The 14,996-nt window shown below is 51.0% G+C and carries 10 protein-coding genes; all 10 read right to left on the reverse strand.

The window, feature by feature from the left end; genetic code table 11:
* Nucleotides 1–62: 62 nt before the first annotated feature.
* Nucleotides 63–917: a magnesium transporter gene (locus C9I99_RS20495; protein WP_107350694.1), complete on the reverse strand. Its 855-nt coding sequence runs from the start codon at nt 915–917 to the stop codon at nt 63–65.
* 573 nt (nt 918–1,490) lie between these two features.
* Complete coding sequence (gene carB / locus C9I99_RS20500; RefSeq protein ID WP_107350695.1) at nt 1,491–4,715, reverse strand: carbamoyl-phosphate synthase large subunit; 3,225 nt, start codon at nt 4,713–4,715, stop codon at nt 1,491–1,493.
* 16 nt (nt 4,716–4,731) lie between these two features.
* Nucleotides 4,732–5,871 carry a glutamine-hydrolyzing carbamoyl-phosphate synthase small subunit gene (gene carA, locus C9I99_RS20505; protein WP_107350779.1) on the reverse strand — a complete coding sequence of 380 codons (1,140 nt, stop codon included), beginning with the start codon at nt 5,869–5,871 and terminating at the stop codon, nt 4,732–4,734.
* 624 nt (nt 5,872–6,495) lie between these two features.
* Nucleotides 6,496–7,305 carry a 4-hydroxy-tetrahydrodipicolinate reductase gene (dapB, locus tag C9I99_RS20515; protein ID WP_107350697.1) on the reverse strand — a complete coding sequence of 270 codons (810 nt, stop codon included), beginning with the start codon at nt 7,303–7,305 and terminating at the stop codon, nt 6,496–6,498.
* Between the two features lie 133 nt (nt 7,306–7,438).
* A complete protein-coding gene (ispH, locus tag C9I99_RS20520; protein WP_107350698.1) occupies nt 7,439–8,380 on the reverse strand; it encodes a 4-hydroxy-3-methylbut-2-enyl diphosphate reductase in 942 nt (313 codons plus the stop codon).
* 12 nt (nt 8,381–8,392) lie between these two features.
* Complete coding sequence (fkpB, locus tag C9I99_RS20525) at nt 8,393–8,827, reverse strand: FKBP-type peptidyl-prolyl cis-trans isomerase (RefSeq protein WP_107350699.1); 435 nt, start codon at nt 8,825–8,827, stop codon at nt 8,393–8,395.
* A gap of 95 nt (nt 8,828–8,922) precedes the next feature.
* Nucleotides 8,923–9,459, reverse strand: coding sequence for a signal peptidase II (gene lspA, locus C9I99_RS20530; RefSeq protein WP_107350700.1), 537 nt, complete (start codon nt 9,457–9,459; stop codon nt 8,923–8,925).
* Nucleotides 9,459–12,290 (reverse strand): isoleucine--tRNA ligase, encoded by a 2,832-nt coding sequence (gene ileS, locus C9I99_RS20535; protein ID WP_107350701.1) that lies wholly within the window; start codon nt 12,288–12,290, stop codon nt 9,459–9,461. The genes lspA and ileS overlap by 1 nt, the downstream gene beginning before the upstream one ends.
* Nucleotides 12,287–13,258, reverse strand: coding sequence for a bifunctional riboflavin kinase/FAD synthetase (gene ribF / locus C9I99_RS20540; RefSeq protein ID WP_107350702.1), 972 nt, complete (start codon nt 13,256–13,258; stop codon nt 12,287–12,289). The genes ileS and ribF overlap by 4 nt, the downstream gene beginning before the upstream one ends.
* 123 nt (nt 13,259–13,381) lie before the next feature.
* Entirely contained in the window at nt 13,382–14,941 is a 1,560-nt protein-coding gene (murJ, locus tag C9I99_RS20545; protein ID WP_107350703.1) for a murein biosynthesis integral membrane protein MurJ, read from the reverse strand.
* Between the last annotated feature and the right edge of the window lie 55 nt (nt 14,942–14,996).

Consider the following 14,996-nt stretch of genomic DNA (forward strand, 5'->3'; position numbering starts at 1 on the left):
CAAAAAAGCGAGTGGCCACTGCCACTCGCTTTTTTATATGCAAAGATTGAAAGCAACTTGGATTAGGAGAGCGCTAGGAATGCATTGACCGTCTTGAAGTAGATGATCATACCGGTGATATCGACGACGGATGCCAATACCGGGCTTACCAGCACGGCAGGATCGAGCTTAACGGCACGGGCTATCATCGGTAGCACTCCACCCACCGTTGTCGAGAGGACAACCTGCAACGAGATCGCGACCCCAATAGCCATCGAGATATCCATCAGCTCCATACCAATAGGTAGTGACGAGCCGTCACTGAACATCATCACTCGGCCCATAATAACCGCAGCCAATACACCCGCGATCACCAACGCGACTCGGAATTCCTTCCACATGACCTTAACCCAATCCCGGCACCGGATCTCTTCCATTGCCAGGGCCCTGACGACCAAGGTCGCCGCCTGAGATCCGGTGTTACCACCGGCAGCCGCAATCACTGGCATATACACCGCCAGTAGCACCAGTTGGCTCAGGGTATCTTCGTAGTGAGAGATGATAAGACCCGAAACGATGCCCAGCAACGCCAAGCCAACAATCCAGCCAATGCGCTCGCGCACGTGGCTAAATACGCTGTTTTGTAGATAGTGGCCCGCAGGCTCCGCTTCCGAGCAAATCAAGCCAAGGCCGTTTGCCAGGTGGCGCATGCACACTTCTTCATCCATTTCATCAAGCAGATCCAGCAGGGTCTGTACATGACGCAATGGGATTTCATGTAAAATAACAATCGCTTCTGAAATAGGCATTTTGATCAACAGTTTGGCCTGCTCATCAATGTCATATTTCAAAAACGCGTTGCGTACGGCCAGAACATCGTTCTCAGCCAAGTTTTCGTTTACTAGCACAGCATCTGCTGCACAGTTCATTACCGCCATGGCGAATCTCCCGATTAGCTAGGTAACGGCAACGACCACCAGAATACGCCATAACACGGCAGGAATGTGCTAGTCCCTGTCTGTAAGAGCCTGTTTAATAGCTAATAGCAGACAGCAAAAAGCCTGTCATTCACCACACATTGGCGAGATTCTATATTGAGATAATGGCTGGGAAAACCGAGGAAAAGTGTGCTTGAAAAGGGTCATCATAAGATGAGAAAACAGACTATTCCGAACCTGAGGGTAGTTCGGAATTATAGGAGACCGATACCATTAACAGGTTTGATTTTCCACCTTCATACTCGGGGGATGGTCGGTATCGTTCATCTAAGTCTCCAAAAAATAAGTATCGCTTATGCGACGCGGCTAATTGTACGCGCTTCAGTAGGGGTTGCAAGGAGATTTTAAACCACAATTGACACAAATTATTAATGGCATCACAGTTATTCAACACCATGACATTATGGTTAATTCTGCTTTGCTGAGAGCCGCATATGGCTCTCTATTGGGCATAAAAAAACGGCCTGCATCAGCAGGCCGTTTTACACTATTTTGCGCTAGCTAAAATAGTGATTATGCGTCTTTTATACGAGCATGCAGCTCTTGTACTGATGTCACCTTGTTACGGTCATCGGCAGTCCAAGCCATACATGTTGCGAATGCTGCGTTTAGCGTCGTGGTGTAGTTCACCTTCTCAGCCAATGCGCCGCGGCGAAGAACTTTCGAGTCTTCAATCGCCTGGCGGCCTTCCGCCGTGTTCACAATGTATGAGTACTCGTTGTTCTTAATACGGTCAAGAATGTGAGGACGCCCTTCGTGCACCTTGTTCACCAAGCGAGGGTTGATACCCGCTTCACCAAGAACGACGGCAGTACCGTGCGTTGCGTCAAGCTCGTAGCCTTGCTTAACCAGCTTTGAAGCGAGGTCAACCACACGTTGCTTGTCGTTACCGCGAACAGACAATAGAGCACGTCCTTTCGCTTGCTTCTCTTTACCACAGCCAAGCTCAGCTTTGGCAAACGCTTCTGCAAACGTATCGCCAACTCCCATCACCTCACCGGTAGAGCGCATTTCTGGGCCAAGCAGTGGGTCGACACCCGGGAACTTGTTGAACGGCAATACCACTTCTTTTACAGAGTAGTACGGCGGGATGATCTCTTTGGTAAAGCCCTGAGACTCAAGAGACTGACCAGCCATGACACGTGCCGCAATTTTCGCCAGTGGCGCGCCTGTTGCCTTAGATACGAATGGTACCGTACGAGCAGCACGCGGGTTAACTTCAATCAGGTAGACTTCGTTATCTTTCACCGCGAACTGGGTGTTCATCAGACCACGCACGCCCAATTCGAACGCCAGTTTCTCAACTTGCTTGCGCATCACATCTTGGATTTCTTGGCTTAGCGTATACGCTGGCAGTGAACATGCTGAGTCACCAGAGTGAACACCTGCCTGCTCGATATGCTCCATGATACCGCCGATAACCACACGCTCACCGTCGCAGATAGCATCAACGTCAACTTCGATTGCATCATCCAGGAAGCGGTCCAGTAGAACTGGTGACTCGTTAGACACGCTGACCGCTTCGTTGAAGTAGCGGCGCAAGTCTTGCTCGTCGTATACGATTTCCATCGCACGGCCACCCAGGACGTATGATGGGCGAACAACCAGAGGGAAACCAATTTCTTTTGATTTCTCAACAGCCTGCTCCATTGTCGTTACGGTTGCATTTTCTGGCTGTAGCAGGCCAAGGCGCTCAACAGCAGCCTGGAAACGCTCACGGTCTTCGGCACGGTCAATTGCATCAGGGCTGGTACCGATAATAGGTACACCTGCCGCTTCCAGCGCACGTGCCAGTTTCAGTGGTGTTTGACCACCGTACTGAACGATAACGCCTTTTGGCTTCTCGACTCGTACGATAGCAAGTACATCTTCCAGTGTTACCGGTTCGAAGTACAGGCGGTCAGATGTGTCGTAGTCAGTCGAAACTGTCTCTGGGTTACAGTTAACCATGATGGTTTCATAACCGTCTTCACGCAGTGCGAGTGAAGCGTGAACACAGCAGTAATCGAACTCGATACCCTGACCGATACGGTTCGGGCCACCGCCCAATACCATGATTTTGTCTTTGTCAGTCGGCTGTGATTCACACTCTTCATCGTAAGATGAGTACATGTACGCCGTGTCCGAAGAGAACTCAGCGGCACAGGTATCAACACGCTTGTAGACCGGGTGGATATCGAACTGGTCACGCAGTTTGCGGATTTCAGATTCAGCCACACCCAACAGTTCGGCCAAACGCGCATCAGCAAAACCTTTACGCTTCAGCTTGCGAAGAACATCGGCATTCAGGCCAGCAAAACCGCCCTCTTTAACCGCTTGCTCTTCTTTTACAATATCTTCGATTTGAACCAGGAACCAACGGTCAACATTGGTTAGGTTGAAGACGCCATCAACTGACATGCCAGCACGGAAAGCATCGGCGATGTACCAAATGCGCTCACAACCTGCATCTTTTAGTTCATGACGGATAGTTGTCAGCGCGTCTGGCGCATCTAGGTCAACCATTTCATCAAAGCCGTTAGCGCCAACTTCCAGGCCGCGTAGTGCTTTTTGCATTGATTCTTGCTGGTTACGACCAATCGCCATCACTTCACCGACAGACTTCATCTGTGTGGTTAGACGATCGTTTGCACCGGCAAACTTCTCGAAGTTAAAACGAGGGATCTTAGTAACAACGTAATCAATCGTTGGTTCGAACGAAGCCGGTGTTGCGCCGCCGGTGATGTCGTTCATCAGCTCGTCTAGGGTAAAGCCGATAGCCAGTTTCGCTGCTACTTTAGCAATCGGGAAGCCCGTCGCTTTCGATGCCAATGCCGAAGAGCGAGATACACGCGGGTTCATCTCGATGATAACCATACGGCCATCTTTCGGGTTGATACCAAACTGGACGTTCGAACCACCGGTTTCAACACCGATTTCACGCAGTACCGCTAGCGATGCATTACGCATCAGCTGGTATTCTTTGTCGGTTAGCGTTTGAGCCGGTGCAACTGTAATTGAGTCACCGGTGTGGATACCCATGGCATCGAAGTTTTCAATCGTACAAACAATGATACAGTTATCATTTTTGTCACGAACCACTTCTGTCTCGTACTCTTTCCAGCCGATCAATGATTCATCGATAAGCAGTTCGTTTGTCGGTGACAAATCCAAGCCACGGCGACAAATTTCTTCAAATTCTTCTTTGTTATAGGCGATACCACCACCGGTACCCCCCATGGTGAACGATGGGCGGATGATACATGGGAAGCCAACCATATCGAGAACTTTGTAAGCTTCTTCCATGGTTTTCGCGGTATCAGCACGCGGACATTCAAGGCCAATAGACTTCATCGCTTTATCGAAGCGAGAACGGTCTTCGGCTTTATCAATCGCGTCAGCCGTGGCACCAATCATTTCCACACCGAACTCTTCCAGTACACCGTGCTTCTCAAGATCAAGCGCACAGTTCAGTGCCGTTTGGCCACCCATGGTAGGAAGAACCGCATCCGGACGCTCTTTTTCGATGATCTTGCGTACCACTTCCCAGTGGATTGGCTCGATGTAAGTAGCATCGGCCATATCTGGGTCAGTCATGATAGTTGCTGGGTTTGAGTTAACCAGGATAACTCGGTAGCCTTCTTCACGCAGGGCTTTACACGCCTGAGCGCCTGAGTAGTCGAACTCACACGCCTGACCGATAACGATCGGGCCAGCACCTAGGATTAGAACACTTTGAATATCTGTACGTTTTGGCATTGCTTACTACTCCGGCTTAGGCGCTGTGCTGCTTAATTAGGTCAATGAAGTGATCAAATAGTGGCGCTGCATCGTGCGGGCCAGGGCTTGCTTCAGGGTGGCCCTGGAAGCTAAATGCCGGCTTGTCTGTACGATGGATACCCTGTAGCGAACCGTCAAACAGTGACTTGTGGGTCGCACGCAGGTTTTCAGGCAGCGTTGCTTCATCAGCGGCAAAGCCGTGGTTCTGTGAGGTGATCATGACAACGTCGCGGTCAAGATCTTTAACTGGGTGGTTGGCACCGTGGTGGCCAAATTTCATTTTCACCGTTTGTGCACCAGAAGCCAGAGCCAGGATCTGGTGGCCTAGACAGATACCGAAGACCGGTAGACCTTTTTCTAGGAACACTTTGGTGGCTTCAATCGCATAGGTACATGGTTCTGGGTCACCAGGGCCGTTTGATAGGAATACACCATCTGGATTCAGGGCCAATACTTCATCAGCAGAAGTTTGTGCAGGAACCACTGTCAAACGACAACCACGGTCAACCAACATACGTAGGATATTGCGCTTGGCACCGAAGTCATACGCCACAACGTGGTATGGCAGCTCGCTGTCATCTTTTGCTTCTGGCAGGCCGCCTTCCAGCGTCCAAGATCCCTGCTTCCACTGGTAGGCTTCAGAGGTGGTCACCTCTTTTGCCAAGTCCATGCCTTTAAGACCCGGGAACTCTTTCGCTTTTGCCAATGCCAGCGCTTCGTCCAGGTTATTACCCGCAACGATACAGCCGTTTTGTGCGCCTTTCTCACGAAGTAGTCGAGTTAGCTTACGGGTATCGATATCGGCAATGCCAACAATATTCTGGGATTTGAGGTAATCAGAAAGGGACTGTTGATTACGGAAGTTTGAAGCGATAAGAGGGAGGTCACGAATTACCAGGCCTTGGGCGTGGATAGAGGAGGATTCTTCGTCTTCGGAATTGGTTCCGGTATTTCCAATATGGGGATAAGTAAGAGTAACAATCTGCTGAGAATAAGAAGGGTCAGTGAGAATTTCCTGATACCCCGTCATCGAGGTGTTAAAAACAACTTCACCAACGGCCGAACCATCTGCCCCAATGGACACGCCGCGGAACACTGTCCCATCTTCAAGGACTAACAGCGCTGATTTGCTCAAGACAACCTCCAAAAAATATAAAAATGCAGTTAAAACAGATAAAGTTGCAATTACCCATTCCATACAAAGTCAAAACCCGAGTCAAGGCGAATTTTGACAAATTGCGCGCATTCTAGTTATGACTACGGAATCTGTCAACAGATCACGGAAAATAAAATTATCTTTTGGCCACCTCACAGCCAAAACCAATAGAAGCGGGCAAAAAACCAAGAAAACCCCAACATTACTCGGTCTTTTTTTCACCACCGATAAAGTTTATCGTTTGCCTGGATTTGATGAAAATCAAATCAAAAAAAACACCAACAAACCGTCCCGCAACCCAGCACTTTGCTGTAACTTTTGGACACCAAAGACAAAATGAAGCACAAACACCACAAAATAAACACTAAAAGCAAGAAAATACCGCTAGACAGGCAAACTCCAGCCAATACAGGAAACGGGCTGAATAAAATGGCGGATTATGCACTCACTAAGCATATCCCCCCAGCCTAATCAGCTTAATTCTTCCCCCTCCCCGACAGTACCGTTGGATAGTATTTCTAGGGCACATCTGTTTTCACTCGACTGGCAGCTGATCGTTAAGGTATAAAAAAACCGGCTAGGAAGCCGGTTTATTCGTATTATTTACAGCTCATCGAGCCCCAGCACGTCATGCATGGTGTAGAAGCCTGCAGGCTTACTATGGAGCCAGGCTGCAGCCCGGACGGCACCATTGGCAAACGTCATCCGGTCAGTCGCTTTATGGGTTATTTCAACCCGCTCGCCAATATCAGCAAACATCGCAGTATGCTCACCGACAATATCGCCGGCACGAATAGTGGCAAAACCAATTTCGTCACGGCTGCGCTCACCGGTGATCCCCTCACGGGCGTAAACGGCCACATCGCTTAACTTGTTACCCATAGCACCAGCAATTGCCTCGCCCATGCCAATCGCGGTTCCAGACGGTGCATCGACTTTGTGACGGTGGTGGGCTTCAATCACTTCGATATCGCAGTAATCCCCCATCACCTTGGCTGCTTTCTCCAGCAGCTTAAACACCAGGTTGACACCAACACTGTAGTTTGGCGCCATCACTACAGGCACTGATTGGGCAGCGTTATCAATCTCAGCTCGTTCTTCATCACTGAAACCCGTGGTACCAATCACGATTTTTTTGCCGTGCTGCTGGCAAAAAGCCAGGTTCGCCAGTGTCGCTACCGGTGCAGTGAAGTCGATAAGTACGTCAAAGTCGTCTGCAGCCTTCACCAAGTCCTCAACAATAATGACCGACACCGCACCGATACCAGCCAATTCACCGGCATCAGCACCGATCAATGTCGATTCGGGGCGCTCGGTCGCTGCACCCAATACCGCCTGCTCGGACAAATGTGTCGCTTTCAGTAACTGACGGCCCATACGTCCTGCCGCGCCAGCAATCGCAATTCTCACCATTGCGTTTCATCTCCCTGGTTCTATTTGGTATTCGTCTATGAGTTCCAATGTAGCCTGTTGAGAACGATAAAAAAAGCCCCAGCAATAGCTGGGGCTGATAAATCCAAACAACCTGTCATTGACTGCTTTGCGTTTAGACGTTCTTGACCTGCAGCTCGCGCGGCACTTCGAAAAACATGTTTTCTTCACGGCCGGTCAATTCTTCTACGCTGGCATCGGTCAGGGACTGAATACGAGCGATGATCTGGTTAACCAGCTCTTCCGGCGCCGATGCCCCTGCGGTAATACCGATTTTGGCCTTGCCGTCAAACCAAGCCGGATCAACATCTTCCGGACAATCGGTCAGGAAACCCGGCGTACCCAGCTTCTCGGCCAGCTCGCGCAAGCGATTGGAGTTCGACGAGTTCTTTGAACCAACCACGATCATGACATCGGCATCAGTCGCCATTTCACGTACCGCGTCTTGTCGGTTCTGGGTCGCATAACAGATATCATCTTTACGTGGACCCTGGATCTCGGGGAACACTTCGCGCAGCTTGGCGATCACATCGGCCGTTTCATCAACCGATAAGGTCGTTTGGCTCACGTAGTGCAAATTGCTTGGATCTTTCACATTCAACGCGTCGACATCTTCCGGCTTCTCGACCAGATACATGCCACCCGTCTCACTGGCATACTGCCCCATGGTGCCTTCCACTTCTGGGTGGCCGGCGTGGCCGATCAGCACCACTTCCATGCTGCGACGGCTAGCTCGAGCGACTTCCATATGGACTTTGGTCACTAATGGACAGGTTGCATCGAACACAGTCAGCTGACGCGCCTTCGCTTCGTTGCGCACTGCTTGCGATACCCCGTGGGCAGAGAAAATCACAATATTGTCGTCCGGCACTTCATGCAGCTCTTCGACAAAAATGGCACCGCGCTGCTTGAGGCCTTCAACCACAAAGCGGTTGTGGACGACTTCATGGCGGACATAAATTGGCGGCTGGTACATATCCAGCGCACGCTCAACAATACTAATGGCTCGGTCAACACCGGCACAAAAACCCCGAGGGTTCGCGAGTAAGATTTTCATTGCTAACGACTCTTAGTTTTCAATGGCAACGACTTCCACGTCGAAAGTCACACGCTGCCCTGCTAGCGGGTGGTTGAAATCAACGGTCACAGAATCACCGAGAACTTCCGTAATAATGCCCGGGATATCGCTGCCGTCAGGTCCGGCAAAGGCGATAATGTTGCCGACTTCGGCTGGGGCATCAGTACCAAACTTGGTACGGTCAACATGGTGGATATTATCTGGATTAGGCAAGCCAAACGCATCTTCAGGTGCGAGATCGAAGCTGCTTTTCTGCCCCAGAGTCAATCCCAGCAAGCACTTCTCGAAATTATCGGTCAGGCTGCCATCCCCCATGGTGAATTTTGCCGGTTTGCCCATTGACTGGGTTGAGTCTGCCACTGAGCCATCTTCTAGCTTGATGGCAAAATGCATGAGAACGTCACTGCTTTCCGTAATAACCGACATGTAGGATCCCTTCTTGAATATTTTATCCGCCCATTTAACAACAAAGCGCCGCCCGTATCAACGGGCGGCGCTTAGGGTTATAAGCTCAGGCAAGGTTAGTGCTTAACGGCTTGCTTCTTTTTGTCTTTGTCAGACAGAAAACCTTCAAGGATGATCAATCCGGCGCCAATACATATCCCCATATCGGCGATATTAAAGGCTGGCCAGTGGTAGGTACCCACATAGAAATCCAAAAAGTCGACCACAAAGCCATGGTAAAGGCGATCAAACAAATTGCCCAACGCACCGCCAATGATCAGGGCGTAGGACACATTCGCGAGTTTTTGGCTTGCCGGAAGCTTGCGCATCCAGAACACCAACATGGCACAGACCCCAAGGGCTATCGCCGCGAACAACCAACGCTGCCAACCACCAGCATCACTCAGAAAGCTAAATGCCGCACCGGTATTATGCACATACAGCAAGTTAAAGAATGGCAGCAGTTCAATACGGTTTGGCCAACCGTATTCCATGGTATTCATCACCAGCAACTTGCTGGCGATATCAATAACAAAGACCAGAGCCGCCAGCCATAGCCAGCGAACCCCAGATTGTTTCAGCGATAGCCTGTTCTCAGGCGATAACTTACTCATTAGGCAAACTTACGCTCTTCACCTTCACCTTCGACATTGCTGACACAACGACCACACACTTCTTCGTGGCCTTCGATAGTGCCAACATCGGCAACGTGGTGCCAACAACGGTCACACTTCGCCGCTTCAGACGCTGCAACAGTCACAAACAGACCTTCAACGTCAGTTTCCTGCGCGCCTTCAGGCTTGCTATCAGCAACAACGACTTCTGCTTTTGATGTTAGCAGAACAAAGCGCAGTTCATCTTCCAGCTTGTTCAGCTTGGCAGCCAATGCTTCCGACGCGTGCAGCGTAATCTCAGCCTGCAGTGCACCACCGATCACTTTGTCTTTACGTGCGCCTTCAAGCAGTTTGTTCACCGCACCACGCACGGTCTGGATTTCGGCCCAGAATTCGTTGTTCAGCGCTTCACCTTCCGCTAGACCGAATAGGCCTTCAAACCACTCACCGGTAAACACGAATTTATCGCGCTGGCCTGGCATTTCGTTCCAGATCTCATCGGCCGTGAACGACATGATAGGTGCCATCCAACGAACCAAGGCTTCTACGATGTAGTATAGTGCGGTCTGACAGCTGCGCTGCGCATGGCCACCTTGTTTTGCTGTGTACTGGCGATCTTTAATCACATCGAGGTAGAAAGACCCCATTTCAACCGAGCAGAACTGCATCAGGCGTTGGGTCACAGTATGCAGGTTGTACTCATCGTATGCTTTGATGATTTCTTCCTGCGCAGCCATTGCACGGCCTACCGCCCAGCGGTCAAGTGCGACCATCTCTTCTGGTGCAACTAGGTCAGTTTCAGGGTTGAAACCGCTTAGGTTGGCCAAGAAGAAACGTGACGTGTTACGGATACGACGGTAAGCATCAGCTGAACGCTTCAAGATTTCGTCAGATACAGCCACTTCACCGGTGTAGTCCGTTGACGCAACCCACAAACGCAGGATATCGGCACCTAGCTTGTTGGTCACATCTTTCGGCGCTACAACGTTACCGATAGATTTCGACATCTTACGGCCCTGGCCATCAACCACGAAACCGTGAGTCAGTACTTGTTTGTAAGGCGCTACGCCTTTCATCGCTACCGATGAAATCAGTGACGACTGGAACCAACCACGGTGCTGATCAGACCCTTCTAGGTATAGATCGGCGCTGTTGCCGTTGTACTCTTCGCGGCTGTCAACCACCGAGAAGTGCGTCACACCCGAGTCGAACCATACGTCCAAGGTATCGAGTACTTTCTCGTACTTAGCCGCATCGTCTTCACTCATGACGTCTGTTAGATCAAGGTCCCACCAAGCTTGGATGCCTTTCTGCTCAACAAGCTGCGCCACTTTCTCGATCAGCTCAGCGCTGTTCGGATGAAGATCTTGCGTTTCTTTGTGAACAAACAGGGCAATTGGCACGCCCCAAGTACGCTGACGAGAGATACACCACTCAGGACGGCCTTCAACCATACCTTCGATACGGCTCTGGCCCCACTCTGGCATCCACTCTACCGCTTTAATTTCTTCCAACGCTTTCGCACGCAGACCAGCCTGATCCATCGAGATGAACCACTGAGGCGTCGCACGGAAGATAATTGGCGTCTTGTGGCGCCAGCAGTGCGGGTAGCTGTGCTCGTAAGCGTGGTGGTGCAATAGCGCACCGTGTTCTTTCAAGGTTTCAACAACGGCATCGTTGGCTTTGAATACATGCTGACCGGCAAATAGCTCGGTATCTGGCAGGTAAACACCGTTGCTACCAACAGGGTTCGCCACTTCCAGGCCGTATTTCTGGCCTACCGCGAAGTCTTCTTGACCGTGGCCTGGTGCGGTATGCACACAGCCCGTACCTGATTCAGTCGTAACGTGATCGCCTAGGATCACTGGTACGTTAAAGCTGTAGAACGGGTGGTTGAATTGCATCAACTCCAGATCAGCACCTTTACAGAAGCCTAGGTTGTGGAAGTGTTCGATCCCTGCACGGTCTAGGACATCTTTCGCTAGCTCAGCGGCAACGATAAGACGCTCTTTCTTCTCGCCTTCAACCTGAATAAGCACGTATTCCAGATCGTCACGCACCGCAACAGCACGGTTTGCAGGCAAGGTCCAAGGGGTCGTGGTCCAGATCACGATAGAAATATCGCCTTCACCGGTATGGCCATCAGCACACTGGAATTTCGCAACTGTTGCCGCTTCATCCGCCGCTTTAAAGCGAACATCGATAGAAGGCGAGACTTTATCTTTGTATTCGACTTCCGCTTCTGCCAGTGCTGAGCCACAGTCAGTACACCAGTGAACAGGCTTGAAGCCTTTCAGTAGGTGACCCTGATCGGCAATTTTACCTAGAGAGCGGATGATGTTGGCTTCGGTGCCAAAGTCCATTGTACGGTATGGCTTATCCCACTCACCCAGTACACCCAGGCGCATAAAGCTTTCTTTCTGGCCTTCAACCTGACCGGCAGCGTAAGTACGGCACTTTTCACGGAATTCCGCAGCAGTTACCTTCTGGCCCGGCTTGCCGACTTTTTTCTCTACCATCAGTTCGATAGGAAGACCGTGACAATCCCAACCAGGAATGTATGGCGCATCAAAGCCAGACAGAGTCTTTGACTTAATAATAATGTCTTTAAGAATCTTGTTTAGCGCGTGACCAATGTGAATATCACCGTTGGCATATGGAGGGCCATCGTGCAGTACGAAGGATTTTTTACCCTTCTTGGCTTTACGAATTTCACCGTAAAGATCTTCATCGTACCAACGCTTAAGCATTGCAGGCTCACGCTGAGCTAGGTTGCCTCGCATCGGAAACCCTGTTTCAGGCAGGTTCAGGGTATCTTTATAGTCGCTCATTGATTCTCGATTCCGTTACTTGGGCGAAGTTGGACATTATTACGCTCAGTCAGCCACACCCGTGCTGACTGGGCATCACGCTCGATTTGTGCTTTCAACGCATCAAATGATTCAAATTTTATCTCGTCGCGCAGCTTATGGCATAACACGACGTCAATCTGGGTCCCGTAGAGATCAGATTGGAAATCAAATAGGTGCACTTCCAGTTGGCGGCGCACACCATTTACCGTCGGTCGTCGACCGACATTGGCCACCCCGGCAAGCGGTGTATCGGCCACGCCGTGGACTTCGACGGCATAAACGCCAGAAACCGGTGAGACCCGGCGTTTTAGTGGGACGTTGGCTGTCGGAAAACCGATAGTCCGTCCTAATTTTCGACCATGAGAGACACGTCCGCTAATACTGAACGGGCGCCCTAGCATGGACTCTGCCAGCTCAAGCTGATCGTCGGCCAGAGCCTGACGGATAGCGGTACTGCTGACACGCTGCTCGGAGACACAGAAACTCTGAGTACTCACAACCGTAAAGCCATATTCTTTACCAGCCGCTTGCAACATGGCGAAGTTCCCGCTGCGACCTTTGCCGAAACGAAAATCGTCACCAACTACCAGAAACTTAACACCCAATTGCTCAACCAACAAGCGGCGGACAAAATCTTGTGCCGACAAACTGGCAAAGTGGTGATTGAAATTCACGCACAGAAAACGCGCCAAACCTTGCTCTCTCAAGCGTAAGTATTTGTCGCGAAAGCGGGTTAGCCGAGCAGGCGCGTTATCGCCGGCAAACAGCTCCTGAGGTTGGGGTTCAAAGCTCATGACTGTCGCCGGACAGCCCAGCTCCTTCGCCTTGGCCATGACATTGCTAAGCACTGCCTGGTGACCTAGGTGAACACCATCAAAATTACCAATCGTCAGCACGCAACCGCGGTGCCTAGGCTGGATATTATGTATTCCTCGGATCAATTCCATGCGTCAAGTTCATTTTCGCAGAGTGAAAAACTGACGGATTATATACCCAAACCCCTGCCTTATGCATCAACCAGCGAGATTTTATCAGTGATTTATCACCTCTCGCTGGCTCTTTCGGCTTGGTTAACTGGCCGCACGCAGGTGACGGGGACGGATCCCCATCAGCATGACAGCCACCAGATAAACGCTAGCCCCTGCGCCGATCAACCCAGCCAACCACATCGCCCGGTTCAGGAAGCTCCATTCCAGCCAGACGGTCATGCCAGGCAGTAACCACAGCAGTGCACCGGCCATTACAGCACCGGCAATGGCAAGGCGGATAACAAACCACAGAGTCTCGGCTGTCACCCTATAGACACCGGTGATGTGCAGGCCGCGGTACAGCAACGCCGCATTGACCAACGCCGACAGTGCCGTTGCCATCGCCAGACCAACGTAACCGTAGAAATAAGCAAAAATGGCATTGAAGACCATGTTAGTAACCATGGCAATGATGCCGAACTTCACCGGGGTCTTGGTGTCTTGCCTTGCGTAATAGCCCGGTGCCAACACTTTAATCAGCATAAAGTTAAGCAAGCCGGACGCATAGGCCAACAAAGACATCGACGCCTGCTGGACATCGTTAGGGCTGAATTCACCGCGCATAAACAGCACCATCAACATCGGCTTGGCCAACACCATCAAACCGAGCATTGCCGGGAGACCGAGCAGCAGCACCATGCGCACCCCCCAGTCCATTGTATGGGCAAATTGCTCCGGGCTTTGATCAACATGCTTACGTGACAGTGCAGGCAAGATCACCGTGGCAATAGCAATACCGAACAGGCCAAGCGGAAACTCCAGCAAACGATCGGAGTAATACAACCAACTGATCGAGCCGGTCGCGAGGAAACTGGCAATAAAGGTGTCAAACAACAGGTTGATTTGGCTAACAGAAACACCGAACAGCGCCGGGATCATCAGGGTGCGGATCTTCACCACTCCCGGGTCATGCCACCCCCACTTGGGCTTCACTAGCATGCCTTCTTTATATAGGAAAGGCAGCTGGAACAAGAACTGGATCAGACCACCAAGAAAGACCCCCAGCGCCAAACCAATTTCCGGCTGACTCAAATTCGGTGACACAAACCAAGCACAAGCAATGATGGCGACATTAAGAAAAACCGGGGTAAAGGAGGAAACGGCAAACTTGCCCAGCGTGTTAAGGATCGCCCCCGACAGCGCGACAAAAGTAATAAACCACAAATATGGAAACGTGATTTTCAGCAACAAGCTGGCCAACTCGAATTTCGGTGCCGAAGGCCCATCGTTGAGCCAATCGAGAAACCAACCCGCCCCGAACAAGGCTGTCACTACACCGGACCCCAAAATGCCTAGCAGGGTAACAATAGAGACTATCACGCCCAGGGTCCCCGATGCCCTTGCGATTAATTGGCGGGTACGGTCCATCTCGCCAGAGGCATGGTATTCCGTCAAAACAGGGACAAATGCCTGTGAAAAAGCGCCCTCGGCAAACAGCCGCCGCAGAAAGTTGGGAATTTTATTGGCAAAGAAGAAAACATCGGCCGCAGCCCCGGCCCCCATTAGGTTGGCGACCACGACATCCCGCACTAAACCCAGTACCCGAGAGACCAATGTCATGGTGCTGACAATCAGTCCTGAGCGCAAAAGACGCTTGCTCACAAAAAAAACCTCATAAAGATGGCCCCAAAAGGTGACTTCCGTAGCCAAATGCTGG

It is taken from the genome of Photobacterium lutimaris, assembly GCF_003025555.1.
GTDB lineage: Bacteria > Pseudomonadota > Gammaproteobacteria > Enterobacterales > Vibrionaceae > Photobacterium > Photobacterium lutimaris.

What these genes read in the sequence shown, in the direction of transcription:
- dapB (WP_107350697.1), bottom strand. Translation starts at nt 7,305, where the DNA reads ATGGTGAGAATTGCGATTGCTGGCGCGGCAGGACGTATGGGCCGTCAG.
- ileS (WP_107350701.1), bottom strand. Translation starts at nt 12,290, where the DNA reads ATGAGCGACTATAAAGATACCCTGAACCTGCCTGAAACAGGGTTTCCG.
- ribF (WP_107350702.1), bottom strand. Translation starts at nt 13,258, where the DNA reads ATGGAATTGATCCGAGGAATACATAATATCCAGCCTAGGCACCGCGGT.
- C9I99_RS20495 (WP_107350694.1), bottom strand. Translation starts at nt 917, where the DNA reads ATGGCGGTAATGAACTGTGCAGCAGATGCTGTGCTAGTAAACGAAAAC.
- fkpB (WP_107350699.1), bottom strand. Translation starts at nt 8,827, where the DNA reads ATGTCGGTTATTACGGAAAGCAGTGACGTTCTCATGCATTTTGCCATC.
- carB (WP_107350695.1), bottom strand. Translation starts at nt 4,715, where the DNA reads ATGCCAAAACGTACAGATATTCAAAGTGTTCTAATCCTAGGTGCTGGC.
- lspA (WP_107350700.1), bottom strand. Translation starts at nt 9,459, where the DNA reads ATGAGTAAGTTATCGCCTGAGAACAGGCTATCGCTGAAACAATCTGGG.
- ispH (WP_107350698.1), bottom strand. Translation starts at nt 8,380, where the DNA reads ATGAAAATCTTACTCGCGAACCCTCGGGGTTTTTGTGCCGGTGTTGAC.